This is a genomic window from Kluyvera fluvialis, assembly GCF_059725275.1.
Genome location: NZ_AP046142.1, coordinates 4516964 through 4534626 on the forward strand (window position 1 = coordinate 4516964; position 17663 = coordinate 4534626).

A 17663-nucleotide genomic window follows, 5' to 3' on the forward strand; every position below is an offset into this window, starting at 1 on the left:
ATTACTATGCACTTGTCTACACATCCGACCAGTTATCCGACGCGTTATCAAGAGATAGCCGCACGGCTTGAACAGGAACTTCGCCAGCATTATCGCTGCGGCGACTACTTGCCTGCCGAGCACCAACTGGCGGCGCGTTTCGACGTCAACCGCCACACGCTGCGCCGCGCTATTGACCAGCTCGTGGAAAAAGGCTGGGTACAGCGCCGCCAGGGCATTGGCGTGCTGGTGCTGATGCGCCCGTTCGACTATCCGCTCAACGCCCAGGCGCGCTTTAGCCAAAACTTGCTAGATCAAGGCAGCCACCCCACCAGCGAAAAATTGCTGTCGGTGCTGCGACCAGCTTCCGGCCACGTGGCGGATGCGCTGGGCATTGGCGAAGGCGATAACGTCATTCACCTGCGCACCCTGCGTCGGGTCAACGGCGTGGCGCTGTGCCTGATTGACCACTACTTTGCCGACCTTTCCCTGTGGCCAACGCTGCAACGCTTCGACAGCGGCTCGCTGCACGACTTTCTGCGCGAGCAAACGGGGATGGCGCTCACACGCAGCCAGACGCGCATCAGCGCCCGTCGCGCACAGGCCAAAGAGAGCCAACGCCTTGAAATTCCTAACCTGTCGCCGCTGATGTGCGTACGCACGCTTAACCATCATGAAGACGCCAAAAGCCCGGTGGAATACTCCGTCAGCCTGACACGCGCCGACATGATTGAATTTATTATGGAGCACTGAATGCACACCGATACCGCTACCCGCCAGCACTGGATGTCCGTGCTGGCGCACAGCCAACCGGCAGAACTGGCAGCCCGCATCAACGCGCTGAATATTACCGCCGACTACGACATCATCCGCGCCGCCGAAACGGGGCTGGTACAAATCCAGGCGCGAATGGGCGGCACGGGCGCGCGTTTTTTTGCCGGTGACGCCACCCTCACTCGCGCCGCCGTGCGTTTGAGCAACGGCACACTCGGCTATAGCTGGGTGTTGGGGCGCGATAAACAGCACGCTGAGCGCTGCGCCATGCTTGATGCACTGCTTCAGCAACCCGTTCATTTTCAAACATTAATCGAAACCTTAATCACCCCACTGGACGCTAACCGGATGGCGCGCATCGCGGCACGTCAGGCAGAAGTGAACGCCAGTCGGGTTGATTTCTTTACGTTGGTTCGCGGAGATAACGCATGACCCTGGAAACCGCTTTTATGCTTCCCGTGCAGGATGCCCAGCACAGTTTTCGTCGCCTGTTGAAGGCCATGAGCGAGCCGGGCGTTATCGTTGCCCTGCATCAGCTCAAATACGGCTGGCAGCCGTTAAATATTGCCACCACCAGCGTGCTGTTAACGCTGGCGGATAACGACACGCCGGTGTGGCTTTCCGCTCCGCTCAGTCACGATATCGTCAATCAGAGCCTGCGTTTTCACACCAATGCGCCGCTGGTTGACGCGCCGCAGGAGGCGACATTTGCCGTCTCTAATGGCGCAATCAGCAGCGAACAGCTCAATGCGCTGTCCAGCGGCAGCGCGGTGACGCCAGAGTCCGGCGCGACGCTGATTGTGCAAGTCGCCAGCCTCAGCGGCGGACGTATGCTACGCCTGACCGGCGCGGGTATCGCCGAAGAACGCATGATTGCCCCGCAGTTGCCCGAATGCATTATTCACGAACTCACCGAACGCCCACACCCGTTCCCGCTTGGTATCGACTTAATTCTGACCTGTGGCGAACGTCTGCTGGCTATTCCGCGAACCACACATGTTGAGGTGTGCTGATGTACGTAGCCGTTAAAGGGGGCGAAAAGGCGATTGACGCCGCCCATGCGCTTCAGGAAAACCGCCGCCGGGGCGACACTCGCCTGCCCGAACTCAGCGTCACGCAAATAGAACAGCAGCTTAATCTCGCCGTTGACCGAGTGATGACTGAAGGCGGCATTGCCGATCGCGAACTGGCAGCGTTGGCGCTAAAACAGGCCAGCGGCGATAACGTCGAGGCTATTTTTCTGCTGCGCGCGTACCGCACTACGCTTGCCAGGCTGGCGGTCAGCGAGCCGATAGACAGCGCCAAAATGCGCCTGGAGCGACGGATTTCCGCCGTTTACAAAGACATTCCTGGCGGGCAACTGCTCGGCCCAACCTACGATTACACCCATCGCCTGCTGGATTTTACCCTGCTGGCGAATGGCGAAACGCCAGCCCTCAGCGCCTGCGAAAGCGGGCAACAGCCAGCAGCGCACGTTTTCAACCTGTTAACGCAGCAGGGGCTGGCCAGAGCGGAAGCCGACAACGGCGAGCCGCCTGATGACATTACCCGCACACCGCCGGTTTATCCGTGTTCGCGCGCCTCGCGTTTGCAGCAACTGATGCGCGGCGACGAAGGCTATTTATTGGCGCTAGCCTACTCTACGCAGCGCGGCTACGGGCGTAATCACCCGTTCGCGGGCGAAATTCGCAGTGGTTACATTGACGTTGAAATCATGGCGGAAGAGGTAGGTTTTACGGTGAACGTCGGCGAACTGCTGATAACCGAGTGCGAAATGGTGAATGGTTTTATCGACCCGCCGGACGACGCGCCGCACTTCACCCGTGGCTATGGCCTGGCATTCGGCATGAGCGAGCGCAAAGCCATGGCGATGGCACTGGTCGATCGCGCTCTGCAAGCGCCGGAATACGGCGAGCACGCGGTCGGCCCGGCGCAAGATGAAGAATTTGTGCTGGCGCACGCCGATAACGTCGAAGCCGCAGGCTTTGTCTCGCACCTCAAACTGCCGCACTACGTCGATTTCCAGGCCGAACTGGAGCTACTGAAACGCCTGCAACGGGAGCGCGAAAATGGCTAATTTGAGTGGGTATAACTTTGCTTATCTCGATGAGCAAACCAAACGCATGATTCGCCGCGCCATTCTGAAAGCGGTGGCGATCCCTGGTTATCAAGTGCCGTTCGGCGGGCGCGAAATGCCGATGCCCTACGGCTGGGGAACCGGCGGCATTCAGCTTACCGCCAGCATAATTGGCGAAGCCGACGTGCTGAAAGTGATTGATCAGGGCGCGGATGACACCACCAACGCCGTGTCGATTCGTCATTTCTTTAAGCGCGTAACCGGGGTTAACACCACCGAGCGCACGGAAGATGCGACGCTGATTCAGACCCGTCACCGCATTCCAGAAACGCCGCTGACGGAGGATCAGATCCTGATTTTCCAGGTGCCGATTCCTGAGCCGCTGCGCTTTATCGAGCCGCGCGAAACCGAAACCCGCACCATGCACGCGCTGGAGGAGTACGGCGTGATGCAGGTGAAACTGTATGAAGACATCGCCCGTTTCGGCCATATCGCCACCACCTACGCCTATCCGGTGAAGGTCAACCACCGCTATGTGATGGATCCGTCGCCGATTCCTAAATTCGATAATCCGAAAATGGACAGAATGCCCGCGCTGCAACTGTTCGGCGCGGGGCGTGAGAAGCGGATTTACGCCGTGCCGCCGTTTACCCGCGTTGAAAGTCTCGATTTCGACGATCACCCGTTCACCGTCCAGCAGTGGGATGCGCCCTGCGCCATTTGTGGCTCAACGCAGAGCTACCTCGACGAAGTGGTGTTGGATGACGCCGGAAACCGCATGTTTGTCTGCTCCGATACCGATTATTGCCGCCAACAGAGCGAGGCGAAAAGCCAATGAATCAACCGTTACTTTCGGTCAATAACCTGACCCATCTCTACGCGCCGGGAAAAGGCTTTAGCGAGGTTTCTTTTGATCTGTGGCCAGGCGAAGTGCTGGGGATTGTCGGGGAATCTGGCTCCGGGAAAACCACGCTGTTGAAGTCGATTTCCGCCCGTTTGACGCCGCAGCAAGGCGAGATTCGTTACCAAAATCATTCCCTTTACGCCATGAGCGAAGCCGAAAGGCGTCGGCTGCTGCGCACCGAATGGGGCGTGGTGCATCAACATCCGTTGGACGGCCTGCGCCGCCAGGTGTCGGCGGGCGGCAATATCGGTGAACGCCTGATGGCGACCGGTGCACGCCACTACGGGGAGATTCGCGCCACCGCGCAAAAGTGGCTGGAGGAGGTGGAGATTCCGGCGAACCGCATCGACGACTTGCCGACGACCTTTTCCGGCGGGATGCAACAGCGTTTGCAAATTGCCCGCAACCTGGTCACTCATCCCAGATTGGTGTTTATGGATGAGCCAACCGGCGGGCTGGATGTCTCGGTACAGGCGCGTTTGCTTGACCTGCTACGCGGTCTGGTGGTGGAGCTGAACCTGGCAGTGGTGATTGTCACCCATGATCTCGGCGTTGCACGTCTGCTGGCTGACCGTTTGCTGGTGATGAAGCAGAGTCAGGTGGTGGAAAGTGGGTTGACCGACCGCGTGCTCGACGACCCGCACCATCCGTATACCCAGTTGTTGGTGTCGTCAGTATTGCAGAATTGATTTTTGCCGGATGGCGGCTAACGCCTTATCCGGCCTACAAACACAAACCCGCGTAGGCCTGATAAGCGTAGCGCCATCAGGCAACCAGGATTAAGAGGCCCAGATGATCCGCGTAGAAAATGTCAGTAAAACTTTTGTTCTGCACCAGCAAAACGGCGTGCAACTGCCGGTGCTGCGCCATGCTTCGCTCACCGTCAACGCCGGTGAATGCGTGGTGCTGCACGGCCATTCCGGCAGCGGTAAATCCACGCTGCTGCGCTCTCTTTACGCCAACTATCTGCCAGACGAAGGACAAATTCAGATTAAACACGGCGACGAATGGGTGAATCTGGTCACGGCTCCGGCGCGTAAAGTGGTGGAAATTCGTAAAACCACTATCGGCTGGGTAAGCCAATTTCTGCGGGTGATCCCGCGTATTTCCACCCTCGATGTGGTCATGCAGCCACTGTTGAATCTCGGCGTGCCGCGCGAGGAGTGCGCCACCAAAGCCGCCCGCTTACTCACCCGCCTGAACGTGCCAGAACGCCTGTGGCATTTGGCGCCCTCCACCTTTTCCGGCGGCGAACAGCAGCGCGTCAACATCGCCCGTGGGTTTATCGTCGATTACCCCATTTTACTGCTTGATGAACCCACCGCATCGCTCGACGCCAAAAACAGCGCCGCCGTGGTGGCACTGATTACCGAGGCCAAAGCGCGCGGCGCAGCTATTGTGGGGATTTTCCACGATGACACCGTGCGCCAACAGGTTGCCGACCGACTCCACCCAATGGGAGCCACTGCATGATTATCAACAACGTCAAACTGGTGCTGGAAAATGAAGTCGTCAACGGCTCACTGGAGGTGCTGGATGGCGAAATTCGCGCCTTTGCCGAAAGCCAAAGCCGCCTGCCGGAAGCGATGGACGGCGACGGCGGCTGGCTACTGCCAGGGATGATTGAGCTGCATACCGATAACCTGGACAAATTCTTCATGCCGCGCCCGAAGGTGGATTGGCCCGCCCACTCGGCCATGAGCAGCCATGACGCTTTAATGGTCGCCAGCGGCATTACCACCGTGCTGGACGCGGTGGCGATTGGCGATGTACGCGACGGCGGCGACCGGCTGGAGAATCTGGAAAAGATGATCAACGCCATCGAAGAAACACAAAAACGCGGAGTGAACCGCGCCGAGCATCGCTTGCATCTGCGCTGTGAGCTGCCGCATCACACCACGCTGCCGTTGTTTGAAAAACTGGTCGGGCGCGAGCCGGTCACACTGGTGTCGCTAATGGATCATTCGCCAGGGCAGCGTCAGTTCGCCAATCGCGAAAAATACCGTGAATACTACCAGGGGAAATACTCGCTTACCGACGCGCAAATGCAGCAGTACGAAGAAGACCAACTGGCGCTGGCAGCGCGTTGGTCGCAGCCAAACCGCATGGCCATCGCGGATTTGTGCCGCCAGCGTAGCATTGCGCTCGCCAGCCACGACGATGCCACCCACGAGCACGTGGTGGAATCTCATCAGTTGGGCAGCGTGATTGCGGAATTTCCCACCACTTTTGAAGCGGCGGAATCTTCTCGCCGCCACGGCATGAACGTGCTGATGGGCGCACCCAATATTGTGCGCGGCGGCTCGCACTCCGGCAACGTTGCGGCAAGCGAGCTGGCGCAGCGTGGCTTGCTGGATATTCTCTCCTCTGACTACTATCCGGCAAGCCTGCTGGACGCCGCGTTTCGCGTGGCGGACGACGCGAACAATCCCTTTAGCCTACCGCAGGCTATCGCGCTGGTGACTAAAAACCCAGCGCGGGCGTTAAACCTACATGACCGTGGCGTGATTGGCGAAGGCAAACGCGCCGACCTGCTCTTAGCGCATCGCAAAGGCGATCATATTCATATCGACCACGTCTGGCGTCAGGGAAAAAGGGTGTTCTGATGATGGGAAAACTCATTTGGTTAATGGGGCCATCCGGCTCAGGTAAAGACAGCCTGCTGGCGGTGATGCGCCAGCAAGAACATGCACAGCTACTGGTGGCGCACCGCTATATCACCCGCCCTGCCAACGCGGGCTGTGAGAACCACATCGCCCTCAGCGAAGCGGAGTTTTTTACCCGCGCCGGGCATAACCTGCTGGCGCTAAGCTGGCACGCCAACGGCCTGTACTACGGCGTGGGCGTCGAAATTGACCTCTGGCTACACGCCGGATTTGACGTGGTGGTTAACGGCTCACGCGCCCATCTGCCGCAGGCCAAAACGCGCTACGCCGCCGCGCTGTTGCCGGTTTGCCTACAGGTGTCACCGGAGATCCTGCGCCAGCGCTTACAGGCGCGCGGGCGTGAGAACGGCGTTGAAATTGCCGCCCGACTGGAACGCGCCGCCCGCTATGCGCCCGCCGATTGCCATATGCTCAACAACGACGGAAGTCTGCTACAGTCAGTGGAAAAACTACTGACCCTGATGGGGCGCAAGGAGAAAAGCGATGCCTGTCTGTGAGCTTCGCCAGGCTACGGAAGAGGACTGCGACGCGGTATATGCGCTGATGTGTGAGCTAAAACAGGCCAAGTTCGACCGCGATGCCTTTTACACCGGCTACACCGCCAATCTTCAGGATAATAATTTGCACTACCAGCTTGCGCTGCTGAACGGCAAAGCGGTGGGGATCGTGAGTCTGCATCTGCAATTTCACCTGCACCACGCCAACTGGATTGGTGAAATTCAGGAGCTGGTGGTGATGCCTGAGGTGCGTGGCTTAAAAATCGGCCACCGGCTTTTGGCATGGGCAGAGGAGAAAGCCCGTGAAGCGGGCGCGGAGATGACCGAGCTTTCAACCAGCACGCTGCGCCATCATGCGCACCGTTTTTATCAGCGCGAAGGTTACACCCAGAGCCATTTCCGTTTTACCAAAGCGTTATGAGGAGCCGGTATGAGTTTAACCCTCACCCTCTGTGGGACGGGCGGTGCGCAGGGCGTTCCCGCCTGGGGCTGTGAGTGCCGCGCCTGCCAACGCGCGAGGCTTACGCCGTCATCGCGGCGCAAACCGTGCAGCGGTGCGGCAAAGTTTAACGACGCGATAACGTTGATCGACGCCGGTCTGCCCGATCTCGGCGATCGCTGGCCGATGGGATCTTTTCAGCAGTTTTTACTCACCCATTATCATATGGATCACGTCCAGGGGCTGTTCCCTCTGCGTTGGGGCGTGGGCGCCAGCGTGCCGGTATACGGCCCGCCGGATGATCTGGGTTGCGACGATCTGTTTAAACATCCCGGAATTCTTGATTTTAGCCACACCGTGGAACCCTTCGTGGTATTTGAGCTTCAGGGGCTACAGGTCACGCCGCTGCCGCTGGCTCATTCAAAGCTGACTTTCGGTTATTTACTGGAAACGCCCCACAGCCGCATCGCCTGGCTTTCCGATACCGCTGGTCTGCCGGACAAAACACTCACCTTTTTAAGCAATAATCAGCCGCAGGTGATGGTGATTGATTGCAGCCATCCGCCGCGCGAGGAGCCTGCGCGCAACCACGGCGATTTAAACACCGTGCTGGCGCTGAATGCTGATATCGGCTGCCCGCGCGTCATCCTGACGCATATCAGCCATCAGTTTGATGAATGGCTAATGAGCAACCCGCTGCCGGAAGGCGTCGAAGCGGGCTATGACGGCATGGAAATAGCGCTGGATTAGCGCTCAAACTCATCGTCAAGGCGACGTTCGTCGTCGGACAACTGGCGGCGTTCCTGGTCAAGCTGGCGCTGCCTGTCATCAAGCTGGCGGCGGCGATCGTCGAGTTGACGCCGCCGATCATTATACTGCTGGCTGCTTTGCGAATGGCTGCGACGATCGTCCCACGAACGATCGTCATCATCACTTTCGCGGCTGGCACGATCGCTGCTCGGGTTATAGGCATCATTGATGGCACTCTGAATGTTGCCAATGGCATCATCAATAATATCAGCGCGCGCTAGTTGGCTGGTCAGCGACAGTGCACAACAGAAAATGGCGGTCAGGTAGCGGTTCATAGAGCCAATCTCGTGATGGAAACTGGCTGTAGGTTATGTACGCCGCCACATCCGGTGTAGTAGAGGAATCTCAATCTACAATCTGAGAAATGTCACCCAGCGTTTTCTTTCGACACGTCAAATATGACGACAGCCTGTTTTTCGTCAGCGTTTCGCCCCGTATTCGCCCGTAACATCAAGGAATAGCCACAACAAAAAAGTGGCATAAAAGATGCATACTGAAGGCGACAGCGCGTATGCGCGATTTGATTAACTGGAGCGAGACCGATGAAAAAAGTCGTCACGGTTTGCCCGTATTGTGCATCAGGTTGCAAAATCAACCTGGTGGTCGATAACGGCAAAATCGTCCGGGCGGAGGCGGCTCAGGGGAAAACCAACCAGGGTACCCTGTGTCTGAAAGGCTATTACGGCTGGGATTTTATTAACGATACCCAGATCCTGACGCCACGTCTGAAAACCCCAATGATCCGTCGCCAGCGTGGCGGCAAGCTGGAGTCCGTCTCCTGGGACGAGGCTCTGAATTACGTTGCCGATCGCCTGAGTGCTATCAAAGCGAAATACGGCCCTGACGCTATTCAGACTACCGGTTCCTCACGCGGGACGGGTAACGAAACCAACTATGTAATGCAAAAATTTGCGCGCGCGGCGATTGGTACTAACAACGTCGATTGCTGCGCTCGCGTCTGACACGGCCCTTCGGTTGCAGGTCTGCACCAATCGGTCGGTAACGGCGCTATGAGTAACGCCATCAATGAAATTGATGACACTGATTTAGTCTTTATCTTCGGCTACAACCCAGCGGATTCCCACCCTATCGTGGCGAATCACGTGATTAATGCCAAACGTAAAGGCGCGAAAATCATCGTTTGCGATCCGCGTAAAATTGAAACCGCGCGTATTGCCGATATGCATATTGCGTTGAGAAACGGCTCGAATATCGCGCTGCTCAATGCGATGGGGCATGTCATTATCGAAGAAAATCTGTACGACCAGGCGTTTGTCGCTTCTCGCACGGAAGGCTTTGAAGAGTATCGTAAAATTGTCGAAGGCTATACGCCGGAGTCCGTTGAAGAAATTACCGGCGTTAGCGCGCAGGAAATTCGTCAGGCGGCGCGGATGTATGCCGCAGCGAAAAGTGCGGCGATTCTGTGGGGCATGGGCGTAACCCAGTTCTATCAGGGCGTGGAAACCGTACGTTCACTGACGAGCCTCGCCATGCTGACCGGTAACCTCGGTAAGCCACACGCAGGCGTGAACCCAGTTCGCGGTCAGAACAACGTTCAGGGCGCATGTGACATGGGCGCACTGCCGGATACTTATCCTGGCTATCAGTACATTAACAACCCAGCTAACCGCGAGAAATTCGCCAAAGCGTGGGGCGTAGAAAGCCTGCCTGCGCATACCGGCTATCGCATCAGCGAGCTGCCGCACCGTGCGGCGCATGGCGAAGTGCGCGCTGCGTACATCATGGGTGAAGATCCATTACAGACCGATGCCGAGCTGTCTGCGGTACGTAAAGGCTTCGAAGATCTGGAATTGGTTATCGTCCAGGATATCTTCATGACCAAAACGGCGGCGGCGGCAGACGTCATTCTGCCGTCTACATCGTGGGGCGAACATGAAGGTGTGTTCTCGGCGGCTGACCGTGGCTTCCAGCGCTTCTTTAAAGCGGTGGAACCGAAGTGGGATCTGAAAACGGACTGGCAGATTATCAGTGAAATCTCCACCCGTATGGGCTACCCGATGCACTACAACAACACCCAGGAAATCTGGGATGAGTTGCGTCATCTGTGCCCAGATTTCTACGGCGCAACCTACGAGAAAATGGGCGAACTGGGCTTTATTCAGTGGCCTTGCCGCGATACCTCAGATGCCGACCAGGGGACTTCTTACCTCTTTAAAGAGAAGTTCGACACCCCGAACGGCATGGCGCAGTTCTTTACCTGCGACTGGGTAGCGCCTATCGACAAACTGACCGAACAGTACCCAATGGTGCTCTCAACGGTGCGTGAAGTCGGCCACTACTCTTGCCGTTCAATGACCGGTAACTGTGCGGCGCTGGCCGCGCTGGCGGATGAACCGGGCTATGCCCAGATCAACACCGCCGATGCCGCGCGTTTGGGGATTGAAGATGAAGCGCTGGTGTGGGTTAACTCCCGCAAAGGCCGCGTTATCACCCGTGCGGCGGTTAGCGATCGTCCGAACAAAGGGGCCATTTACATGACCTACCAGTGGTGGATTGGGGCATGTAATGAGCTGGTAACCGAGAACTTAAGCCCGATTACCAAAACGCCTGAGTACAAGTACTGCGCAGTAAACGTTGAACGCATTGCCGATCAACAGGCCGCTGAGCAGTATGTTATTGATGAGTACAATAAGCTGAAGGCCAGTCTGCGCGAAAGCGCGATGGGCTAAGCGGACTCGTTTCAACGCCCCCAGCCGGGGGCGTTTTTTTATCCTCGCATTCTCTTTATACTGCTCCCATCCTCGACTACCCACACAATAAAATGAAACTACTTTTTGCATTGCTATGGATGGTAGCACTGTCCGTATACGCTGAAGATCCGGGCAGCCAGTATCAAAAAGCCGCCGAGGCCGGAGACGCGCGCGCGCAGTATTATCTTGCCGATACCTGGTTTAGCTCCGGCGATTTAAGTAAAGCCGAGTTCTGGGCACAAAAGTCTGCCGACAGCGGTGATGCAGATGCCAGTGCGTTGTTGGCACAGATTAAAATTACCAATCCCGTCAGCCTTGATTACCCTGGGGCAAAAAAGCTGGCAGAGAAAGCCGCCAGCGCGGGCAGTAAGGCCGGTGAGGTTATCCTGGCGCGAATTTTGACCAATAGCCAATCTGGGCAGACCGATTATCCGCGCGCCATTACCCTGCTCCAGCAAGCATCGATAAATGCCGAAAGTGATTTCGCCGTCGATGCACAAATGCTGTTGGGGATGATTTACGCCAACGGCGTCGGGGTGGCGGAAGATGATGAAAAGGCAGCGAGTTATTTTAAAAATAGCTCTGCGTTATCGCGCACCGGCTATGCCGAATATTGGGCCGGAATGATGTTCCTCGGCGGGGAAAAGGGGTTTATCACCGGTAACAAACAGAAGGCGTTGCAGTGGTTGAACCTGAGCTGTACCGAAGGGTTTGATACCGGCTGCGAAGAGTTTGAAAAGCTGAGTAACAAATAACCGCCATCGCCTGATGGCGCTGCGCTTATCAGGCCTACGCGGGTTATGTTCATGCCATCAAACAAACCGCACAATACCGTAGGCCGGATAAGGCGTTTACGCCGCCATCCGGCAATCAACGTCTAGCTTATTGGTCGGCGGTTTTATCAAACTTGCCCAACACTTCGCGCTCATACGCCAGCGCTTTTTTGCGGTCAAATTTGTGTTCCCACTTGGCGATCACCAGCACCGCCAGCGCATTCCCCACGACGTTCAACGCGGTACGCGCCATATCAAGAATACGGTCAACACCGGCAATAAACGCCAGACCTTCCAGCGGAATACCCACGCTACCCAACGTCGCCAGCAGCACCACAAAGGAGACACCCGGAACCCCGGCAATCCCTTTCGATGTCACCATTAGCGTCAGCACCAGCACGATTTCCTGCCAGATAGACAGGTCAATTCCGTACAACTGGGCGATAAAGATAGCGGCAATACTCTGGTACAGCGTCGAGCCATCAAGATTAAAGGAGTAACCGGTCGGCACGACAAAACTCGTAATCGATGCCGGAGCGCCATAGGCCTCCATCTTCTCAATAATACGCGGCAGCACGCTTTCAGAGCTGGCGGTGGAATAAGCCAGAATCAGCTCATCTTTGAGGATGCGGATCAAAATCCAGATGCTTAGCCCGCAGATGCGCGCCACAATCCCCAGCACCACCAGCGCGAAGAACAGAATCGCGAAGTGCACCAGGATAACCAGTTTCGCCAGCGGCCACAAAGAAGCAAAACCAAAGTTCGCCACGGTAACAGCAATCAGCGCAAACACCCCGACTGGCGCGTAACGCATCACCATATGGGTGACTTTAAACATGGTTTCGGAAATAGAACGGAACACCGTGACCAGCGGTTCGCGGTGCGCGGCGGGCAGTGATGAAAGGCCCAGACCAAACAGAACCGAGAAGAAGATAATCGGCAGCATGTCGCCTTTCGCCATTGAGGCCACAATATTGGTCGGCACAAGGGAAAGTATCGTCCCCATCAAACCATGAGCGTGGCTCTGCACTTCAGCGGTGGTGCTTTGGTATTTCGATATGTCAGCCGTCGCCAGTTGTGACATGTCGATTCCCGCCCCTGGCTGGAAAACATTCGCCATAGTGATACCCACAATAATCGCTATCGTGGTGATCACTTCGAAATAAATGATGGTTTTTGCGCCAATTCGCCCTAACTGTTTGGCATCGCCAACACCGGCAATTCCCACGACAAGCGTAGAAATAACAATCGGCACGACGATCATTTTAATCAGATGGATGAAAATATCGCCAGCGGGCGACAGAAGATTCATAACCAGCCATTCGCGGCTATCGCTATGATAATGCAGATAACTACCCAGAATAATACCCAGCACGAGGGCAATCAGAATTTGCCATGCCAGGCTGATTCGTGTTTTTTTCATAACAGCAGACTTCCTCAATGAAAAACACCATGCCAAACAGGAATGGTATCCATTTGAAAGGGGGTGATTTGTGTTGCGTTTACTTTTAGAGGTTTTTAACGCGCAATATCAGTATCACTTGCACGCCATCTCGCGCAACCATTTCATAACAGAGCTATTCACTACTTAAATCTATATTACTACTTATTTCTACCAGAAATTATTTATAAGTTTTTGTTATAAAAACAAAAAAATTCACCATTTTCTATCCATTCTCTTCCGCAATTATTTTCGTTCAAAGAATCAAATGAACGTTATTTGAACAATTCCAATAATGCGTGATCTGCCGCGCAAATAATAAACAAAGCGTCCCCTTCCTCTTTTATTAACTTTTATGAGACATATTATTAACATCTTACAAGGAGAAAAAAAGCATGAGCCAAATTCACAAACACCCTATTCCTGCAAATATTGCAGACCGCTGCCTGATAAACCCAGAACAATACCTGACCAAATATCACCAATCAGTAACCAACCCAGATGCCTTCTGGGGCGAAGAGGGGAAAATCCTTGACTGGATGCGGCCCTATACCAAAGTTAAAAACACCTCCTTTGCCCCTGGCAATGTCTCGATCAAATGGTACGAAGACGGCACGCTGAACCTGGCGGCTAACTGCCTTGACCGCCATCTGCAACAACGCGGCGACCAAACCGCCATCATCTGGGAAGGCGACGACGCCAGCCAGAGCAAACACATTAGTTATCGCGAACTGCATCGCGATGTCTGCCGTTTCGCCAACACCCTGCTGTCGCTCGGCGTTAAAAAAGGCGATGTGGTGGCTATCTATATGCCAATGGTGCCAGAAGCCGCCGTCGCGATGCTGGCCTGTGCCCGTATCGGCGCTATCCACTCGGTTATCTTTGGCGGCTTCTCGCCAGAGGCCGTTGCAGGGCGAATCATCGACTCCAGTTCCCGCCTGGTTATCACCTCTGATGAAGGCGTTCGCGCCGGGCGTAATATTCCTCTGAAGAAAAACGTCGATGACGCACTGAAAAACCCGAACGTCAAAACCATCGAAAACGTGGTAGTGCTGCAACGTACCGGTGGGAAAATTGACTGGCAGGAAGGCCGCGACCTGTGGTGGCATGATTTGATGAGCCAGGCCAGCGACCAACACCAGCCGGAAGAGATGAACGCAGAAGATCCGCTGTTTATCCTTTATACCTCCGGTTCTACCGGCAAGCCAAAAGGCGTGCTGCACACTACCGGCGGCTATCTGGTGTATGCCGCAACCACCTTTAAATATGTTTTCGACTATCATCCTGGCGACATTTATTGGTGCACCGCCGATGTGGGTTGGGTGACTGGCCACAGCTATTTGCTGTATGGCCCGCTGGCCTGCGGAGCCACCACGCTGATGTTTGAAGGCGTGCCTAACTGGCCGACCCCGGCGCGTATGTGCCAGGTTGTTGATAAGCATAAAGTGAATATTCTCTACACCGCCCCAACCGCTATCCGCGCGTTGATGGCAGAAGGCGACAAAGCCACTGCCGGAACCGACCGCTCATCGCTGCGCATTTTGGGTTCCGTTGGTGAGCCTATCAACCCCGAGGCCTGGGAGTGGTACTGGCGTCATATCGGCAACGAGAAATGTCCGGTGATGGATACCTGGTGGCAGACTGAAACCGGCGGTTTCATGATTACCCCACTGCCGGGGGCTATCGAGCTGAAAGCCGGTTCCGCCAGCCGTCCGTTCTTTGGCGTGCAACCTGCGCTGGTCGATAACGAAGGCCATCCGCAGGAAGGCGCGACCGAGGGCAACCTGGTGATCACCGACTCCTGGCCTGGGCAAGCGCGTACGCTGTTTGGCGACCACGATCGCTTCGAGCAAACCTACTTCTCCACTTTCAAAAATATGTACTTCAGCGGCGACGGCGCGCGCCGTGATGAAGATGGCTATTACTGGATCACTGGCCGCGTCGACGACGTGCTGAACGTTTCCGGCCACCGCCTGGGTACGGCGGAAATCGAGTCGGCGCTGGTGTCGCACCCGAAAATTGCCGAAGCCGCAGTGGTGGGCATTCCGCACAATATTAAAGGCCAGGCTATCTACGCTTACGTCACCCTGAACCACGGCGAAGAACCGACCCCGGCGCTGTATACCGAAGTACGTAACTGGGTACGTAAAGAGATTGGCCCGCTGGCAACGCCGGATGTGCTGCACTGGACGGATTCACTGCCGAAAACGCGCTCCGGTAAAATTATGCGCCGCATTCTGCGCAAAATTGCCGCTGGCGATACCAGTAACCTCGGCGATACCTCAACGCTCGCCGATCCGGGTGTGGTGGAAAAACTGCTCGAAGAGAAGCAGTCCATCGCGATGCCTTCATAACTCTACTTTTGCCCGGTAACGCTACGGTTGCCGGGCAACTGACCCCTCGATACCCATCATATTTCAGGTTGCTTGAGGGTTGGCTGCCTTCACTCGCCCCGCTGGGGTTTCGCTCAGTTGCCGCCGACAAGCAGCTCAAATTATTTTGGGTATATAACAAAAAACCCTACCTTTACCTCTGGAGACTCTGTGATGAATGAGAATATTTGTCAGCAGATAGAAGACAGTGCGCATTTCAGGGAGTTGGTCGAAAAACGGCAACGGTTTGCCACCATTTTGTCACTGATTATGTTAGTGGTTTACGTCGGTTTCATTCTTCTCATCGCTTTTGCGCCGGGCTGGCTTGGCACACCGCTGCATCCGGGCACTAGCGTCACGCGCGGCATTCCTATTGGGATAGGCATTATCGTTATCTCTTTCCTCCTGACTGGCGTGTACGTCTGGCGGGCTAACAACGAATTCGATCGCCTGAACAAGGCAGTCCTGCGCGAGGTGAAAGCATCATGAAGAAGGTCCTGACGGCGCTCGCCGCCACACTTCCTTTTGCCGCCAACGCGGCAGACGCCATCAGCGGGCACGTGGAACGCCAGCCGACCAACTGGCAGGCGATTATCATGTTCCTGATTTTCGTCGCCCTGACGCTCTACATTACCTATTGGGCCTCTAAACGGGTGCGCTCACGCAGCGACTATTACACCGCAGGCGGCAACATTACTGGGTTCCAGAATGGTCTGGCGATTGCCGGTGACTTTATGTCGGCGGCCTCGTTCCTCGGTATTTCGGCGCTGGTTTACACCTCCGGTTACGATGGGCTTATCTACTCGCTGGGCTTCCTCGTAGGTTGGCCGATAATTCTGTTCCTGATTGCCGAACGCCTGCGCAATCTGGGCCGCTACACCTTTGCCGATGTCGCATCCTATCGCTTAAAGCAAGGGCCGATTCGGATGCTCTCCGCCTGCGGTTCTCTGGTGGTCGTGGCGCTGTATCTGATTGCTCAGATGGTCGGCGCGGGTAAACTTATCGAGCTGCTGTTTGGCCTTAACTATCACGTCGCCGTGGTGCTGGTGGGCGTGTTGATGGTGCTGTACGTCCTGTTTGGCGGGATGCTCGCCACCACATGGGTACAGATTATCAAAGCGGTACTGCTGCTGTTCGGCGCCAGTTTTATGGCCTTTATGGTGATGAAGCACGTCGGTTTCAGCTTCAATAACCTGTTCACCGAAGCGATGGCGGTACACCCGAAAGGGGCGGCAATCATGAGCCCTGGCGGGTTGGTTAAAGACCCAATATCTGCGCTGTCGTTAGGCCTCGGCCTGATGTTTGGTACGGCGGGCTTGCCGCACATTCTGATGCGTTTCTTCACCGTCAGCGATGCCAGCGAAGCGCGTAAAAGCGTGTTCTACGCCACCGGCTTTATGGGCTATTTCTACATCCTGACCTTTATCATCGGCTTCGGCGCTATCATGCTGGTTGGCGCGAATCCGCAGTTTAAAGACGCGGCGGGCGCACTCATCGGCGGCAATAACATGGCGGCGGTACACCTGGCGGATGCGGTGGGCGGCAACCTGTTCCTCGGCTTTATCTCTGCGGTGGCCTTCGCCACTATTCTGGCGGTGGTCGCGGGTCTGACGCTGGCGGGGGCTTCGGCGGTATCGCATGACCTGTACGCCAACGTGTTTAAGAAAGGCGCAACCGAGCGTGAGGAGCTGAAGGTATCGAAAATTACGGTGCTGATTCTGGGTGTGGTGGCGATTCTGCTGGGCATTTTGTTCGAGAATCAAAACATCGCCTTTATGGTGGGCCTGGCGTTCTCCATCGCTGCAAGCTGTAACTTCCCGATTATTCTGCTGTCGATGTACTGGTCAAAACTGACCACGCGCGGCGCGATGATCGGCGGCTGGCTAGGGCTGCTGACGGCGGTGATCCTGATGATCCTCGGGCCAACCATTTGGGTGCAGATCCTCGGTCACGAAAAAGCCATCTTCCCGTACGAATATCCGGCGCTGTTCTCGATTGCTGTCGCCTTTATCGGGATCTGGTTCTTCTCTGCTACCGATAATTCCGCAGAAGGCAGCCGTGAACGCGAACAGTTCCGCGCGCAGTTTATTCGCTCGCAAACCGGTCTGGGTATCGATCAGGGCCGCGCACATTAATCCCCCCTTCCCCGGCTGCAAAGCCGGGGATCACATCTTATTTCCCCGCAGGTGAAGACCGTCACATTCGCTACGCGAAAATAGT

18 protein-coding genes are annotated in these 17663 nt (G+C 55.9%); 16 read left to right on the forward strand and 2 right to left on the reverse strand.

The annotated features are described in order from the left end of the window. Positions 1–6 precede the first annotated feature (6 nt). The 11 genes from phnF to phnP all read left to right on the forward strand — a co-directional run bounded on the left by phnF (position 7) and on the right by phnP (position 8086). Positions 7–732: a phosphonate metabolism transcriptional regulator PhnF gene (gene phnF, locus AC6I4B_RS21340; RefSeq protein WP_497768006.1), complete on the forward strand. Its 726-nt coding sequence runs from the start codon at positions 7–9 to the stop codon at positions 730–732. Then, positions 733–1185 (forward strand): phosphonate C-P lyase system protein PhnG, encoded by a 453-nt coding sequence (gene phnG, locus AC6I4B_RS21345; protein ID WP_497768008.1) that lies wholly within the window; start codon positions 733–735, stop codon positions 1183–1185. It abuts the gene before it with no gap. Then, a complete protein-coding gene (phnH, locus tag AC6I4B_RS21350; protein WP_497768009.1) occupies positions 1182–1766 on the forward strand; it encodes a phosphonate C-P lyase system protein PhnH in 585 nt (194 codons plus the stop codon). Before phnG ends, phnH begins: the two co-directional genes overlap by 4 nt. After that, the gene (locus AC6I4B_RS21355; protein WP_497768011.1) at positions 1766–2830 is read left to right on the forward strand and encodes a carbon-phosphorus lyase complex subunit; all 1065 of its coding nucleotides are present in this window, start codon (positions 1766–1768) and stop codon (positions 2828–2830) included. The genes phnH and AC6I4B_RS21355 overlap by 1 nt, the downstream gene beginning before the upstream one ends. Then, complete coding sequence (phnJ, locus tag AC6I4B_RS21360) at positions 2823–3668, forward strand: alpha-D-ribose 1-methylphosphonate 5-phosphate C-P-lyase PhnJ (protein WP_497768012.1); 846 nt, start codon at positions 2823–2825, stop codon at positions 3666–3668. The genes AC6I4B_RS21355 and phnJ overlap by 8 nt, the downstream gene beginning before the upstream one ends. After that, positions 3665–4423, forward strand: a complete 759-nt coding sequence (gene phnK / locus AC6I4B_RS21365) for a phosphonate C-P lyase system protein PhnK (RefSeq protein WP_497768014.1) — start codon at positions 3665–3667, stop codon at positions 4421–4423. The genes phnJ and phnK overlap by 4 nt, the downstream gene beginning before the upstream one ends. A 103-nt stretch (positions 4424–4526) precedes the next feature. Next, positions 4527–5207, forward strand: a complete 681-nt coding sequence (phnL, locus tag AC6I4B_RS21370) for a phosphonate C-P lyase system protein PhnL (RefSeq protein ID WP_497768015.1) — start codon at positions 4527–4529, stop codon at positions 5205–5207. Continuing rightward, positions 5204–6340 carry an alpha-D-ribose 1-methylphosphonate 5-triphosphate diphosphatase gene (gene phnM / locus AC6I4B_RS21375; RefSeq protein ID WP_497768017.1) on the forward strand — a complete coding sequence of 379 codons (1137 nt, stop codon included), beginning with the start codon at positions 5204–5206 and terminating at the stop codon, positions 6338–6340. Before phnL ends, phnM begins: the two co-directional genes overlap by 4 nt. Further along, positions 6340–6897: a ribose 1,5-bisphosphokinase gene (gene phnN / locus AC6I4B_RS21380; protein WP_497768018.1), complete on the forward strand. Its 558-nt coding sequence runs from the start codon at positions 6340–6342 to the stop codon at positions 6895–6897. The genes phnM and phnN overlap by 1 nt, the downstream gene beginning before the upstream one ends. Beyond that, entirely contained in the window at positions 6884–7318 is a 435-nt protein-coding gene (phnO, locus tag AC6I4B_RS21385) for an aminoalkylphosphonate N-acetyltransferase (RefSeq protein ID WP_497768020.1), read from the forward strand. The genes phnN and phnO overlap by 14 nt, the downstream gene beginning before the upstream one ends. A gap of 9 nt (positions 7319–7327) precedes the next feature. Continuing rightward, the gene (phnP, locus tag AC6I4B_RS21390) at positions 7328–8086 is read left to right on the forward strand and encodes a phosphonate metabolism protein PhnP (RefSeq protein ID WP_497768021.1); all 759 of its coding nucleotides are present in this window, start codon (positions 7328–7330) and stop codon (positions 8084–8086) included. Here the strand turns inward: phnP and yjdP are convergent. Next, positions 8083–8421 (reverse strand): DDRRRQL repeat protein YjdP, encoded by a 339-nt coding sequence (gene yjdP / locus AC6I4B_RS21395; protein WP_497768023.1) that lies wholly within the window; start codon positions 8419–8421, stop codon positions 8083–8085. The genes phnP and yjdP overlap by 4 nt on opposite strands. Before the next feature lie 267 nt (positions 8422–8688). Between yjdP and fdhF the strand changes: the two genes are divergently transcribed. Then, the gene (gene fdhF / locus AC6I4B_RS21400; RefSeq protein ID WP_497768024.1) at positions 8689–10836 is read left to right on the forward strand and encodes a formate dehydrogenase subunit alpha; all 2148 of its coding nucleotides are present in this window, start codon (positions 8689–8691) and stop codon (positions 10834–10836) included. A gap of 92 nt (positions 10837–10928) precedes the next feature. Next, complete coding sequence (locus AC6I4B_RS21405) at positions 10929–11612, forward strand: tetratricopeptide repeat protein (protein ID WP_497768026.1); 684 nt, start codon at positions 10929–10931, stop codon at positions 11610–11612. 127 nt (positions 11613–11739) lie between these two features. Here the strand turns inward: AC6I4B_RS21405 and gltP are convergent, their stop codons facing one another. Beyond that, the gene (gltP, locus tag AC6I4B_RS21410; protein WP_497768027.1) at positions 11740–13053 is read right to left on the reverse strand and encodes a glutamate/aspartate:proton symporter GltP; all 1314 of its coding nucleotides are present in this window, start codon (positions 13051–13053) and stop codon (positions 11740–11742) included. A gap of 413 nt (positions 13054–13466) precedes the next feature. On the opposite strand from gltP, the gene acs reads away from it, so the two are divergent. From acs to actP, 3 genes are all read left to right on the forward strand, one after another. Continuing rightward, a complete protein-coding gene (gene acs, locus AC6I4B_RS21415) occupies positions 13467–15425 on the forward strand; it encodes an acetate--CoA ligase (protein WP_497768029.1) in 1959 nt (652 codons plus the stop codon). A 192-nt stretch (positions 15426–15617) separates the two neighbouring features. After that, the gene (locus tag AC6I4B_RS21420) at positions 15618–15932 is read left to right on the forward strand and encodes a DUF485 domain-containing protein (protein ID WP_497768031.1); all 315 of its coding nucleotides are present in this window, start codon (positions 15618–15620) and stop codon (positions 15930–15932) included. Next, positions 15929–17578, forward strand: coding sequence for a cation/acetate symporter ActP (actP, locus tag AC6I4B_RS21425; RefSeq protein WP_497768033.1), 1650 nt, complete (start codon positions 15929–15931; stop codon positions 17576–17578). The genes AC6I4B_RS21420 and actP overlap by 4 nt, the downstream gene beginning before the upstream one ends. The last annotated feature ends 85 nt before the right edge of the window (positions 17579–17663 follow it).

Bases quoted from the DNA above. Each gene is read 5' to 3' on its own strand.
- AC6I4B_RS21405 (WP_497768026.1), top strand. From the start codon at position 10,929: ATGAAACTACTTTTTGCATTGCTATGGATGGTAGCACTGTCCGTATAC.
- phnJ (WP_497768012.1), top strand. From the start codon at position 2,823: ATGGCTAATTTGAGTGGGTATAACTTTGCTTATCTCGATGAGCAAACC.
- AC6I4B_RS21355 (WP_497768011.1), top strand. From the start codon at position 1,766: ATGTACGTAGCCGTTAAAGGGGGCGAAAAGGCGATTGACGCCGCCCAT.
- phnF (WP_497768006.1), top strand. From the start codon at position 7: ATGCACTTGTCTACACATCCGACCAGTTATCCGACGCGTTATCAAGAG.
- phnL (WP_497768015.1), top strand. From the start codon at position 4,527: ATGATCCGCGTAGAAAATGTCAGTAAAACTTTTGTTCTGCACCAGCAA.
- acs (WP_497768029.1), top strand. From the start codon at position 13,467: ATGAGCCAAATTCACAAACACCCTATTCCTGCAAATATTGCAGACCGC.
- actP (WP_497768033.1), top strand. From the start codon at position 15,929: ATGAAGAAGGTCCTGACGGCGCTCGCCGCCACACTTCCTTTTGCCGCC.
- phnN (WP_497768018.1), top strand. From the start codon at position 6,340: ATGATGGGAAAACTCATTTGGTTAATGGGGCCATCCGGCTCAGGTAAA.
- AC6I4B_RS21420 (WP_497768031.1), top strand. From the start codon at position 15,618: ATGAATGAGAATATTTGTCAGCAGATAGAAGACAGTGCGCATTTCAGG.
- phnG (WP_497768008.1), top strand. From the start codon at position 733: ATGCACACCGATACCGCTACCCGCCAGCACTGGATGTCCGTGCTGGCG.
- phnH (WP_497768009.1), top strand. From the start codon at position 1,182: ATGACCCTGGAAACCGCTTTTATGCTTCCCGTGCAGGATGCCCAGCAC.
- gltP (WP_497768027.1), bottom strand. From the start codon at position 13,053: ATGAAAAAAACACGAATCAGCCTGGCATGGCAAATTCTGATTGCCCTC.
- phnM (WP_497768017.1), top strand. From the start codon at position 5,204: ATGATTATCAACAACGTCAAACTGGTGCTGGAAAATGAAGTCGTCAAC.
- phnP (WP_497768021.1), top strand. From the start codon at position 7,328: ATGAGTTTAACCCTCACCCTCTGTGGGACGGGCGGTGCGCAGGGCGTT.
- yjdP (WP_497768023.1), bottom strand. From the start codon at position 8,421: ATGAACCGCTACCTGACCGCCATTTTCTGTTGTGCACTGTCGCTGACC.
- phnK (WP_497768014.1), top strand. From the start codon at position 3,665: ATGAATCAACCGTTACTTTCGGTCAATAACCTGACCCATCTCTACGCG.
- phnO (WP_497768020.1), top strand. From the start codon at position 6,884: ATGCCTGTCTGTGAGCTTCGCCAGGCTACGGAAGAGGACTGCGACGCG.